This is a genomic window from Ohessyouella blattaphilus, assembly GCF_024721265.1.
GTDB classification, from domain to species: domain Bacteria; phylum Bacillota; class Clostridia; order Lachnospirales; family Lachnospiraceae; genus Aequitasia; species Aequitasia blattaphilus_A.
Genome location: NZ_JAMXOC010000078.1, coordinates 1 through 1186 on the forward strand (window position 1 = coordinate 1; position 1186 = coordinate 1186).

Here is a 1186-nt window from a genome sequence, read left to right on the forward strand (position 1 = left end):
ATTATGTCGGAGATGCTAAATCATACAACGCCGGAAAATATGCTAGGCCGAAAACAGATAGATGAAAAAAAACAGGCAGGCATGTATGTACTAAGCAATGAACCAAGGACTGGTGGAGCGACAGCAATTCTAAGAGAAGATGTGATGGAACAGGTCTCACAAGCACTAGGAGGGGATTACTATATTTTGCCTTCATCCACCCATGAACTAATCTGTCTTAAAAAGCAAGATGCCCCGTCAGCGACAGAGTTAGGTGAAATGGTGCGAGACGTTAATTCTACTCAGGTAGAGCCAGAGGATCAGTTAGCAGATCATATTTATGTCTATGACAGCGAGGAGAAGAAAGTATACTCTGTCAGGGAGTCCTTTTTACCAGTAAAAGAGCATACACGATAATAAAAGCCCGGGAGCATAACGCTTCCGGGCCTATTTAGAAAGCGAGGAAGAAAATGAGTGACGTAAGCGATACCATGCAGATTGTAAGCTTAGCTGGCCACGGCGCTTTTATCCTAGGAAAAGTAAGTGTTCAGGTAATTCAGTTCTTTATGCAGCTAGCTCTTACTAAGCGCCAGCAAAGAATGCGGCTTAAGTACGGGGAAATGACCCTTGAAAAGCTGATGGAGAAACAAGCTCTAACAGGTGATCAGGCGGTGGTATTCCAAGTGAAAGTCAAAAGCGATAGCGAACTGGATAGCGTAAAGGAAGAGCTGACAAAGCGAGGGATTACCTTCTCTCAGCTCTTTGACTTTGATAAAACCGACGACTTTATTCAGTTTTATAGTGGCGCATCTGATAGTCCTAAGCTAAATGCCTACTTTAAAGCTCATGCCGAGTTAATGGCCGGCGCCATTAAGATGGAGGATTATTTTAAAACAGCTACGGAAAAGGATGTACAAGCTGTAAAAGAAGAGGTAGTCGGCGCTCTAAAAGCAAAAAAAAAGACTAACGTACCCACTGCGCTTAAACACCTAGTAGCCAGAGAATCATACATAAAGAACGAGGAGCTAGAGGCAAAATATCACCATATACTGTTTAAACACCCGAAGGAGGAGAATCAGTGGCTAGCGCTTCCAAGTGAAGAAGTAATCAGCCAAGGAGAGGACTTTTTACTTCTCCTCGAACCTACGGATGAATACCCGATTTTATCCCCTGAAGGTAAGGTTATCGACCGGCGCTTAGGGAAAGA

The 1186-nt window shown here is 43.7% G+C and carries 2 protein-coding genes; both read left to right on the top strand.

Annotation, left to right across the window (positions count from 1 at the left end):
- Positions 1-396, top strand: a 396-nt coding sequence (locus NHH16_RS15415) for a DUF5688 family protein (RefSeq protein ID WP_262070475.1), incomplete at its 5' end; no start/stop codon positions are given.
- 53 nt (positions 397-449) lie between these two features.
- Positions 450-1186 (top strand): hypothetical protein (locus NHH16_RS15420; protein WP_262070476.1); only part of this gene is annotated, 737 nt, incomplete at its 3' end.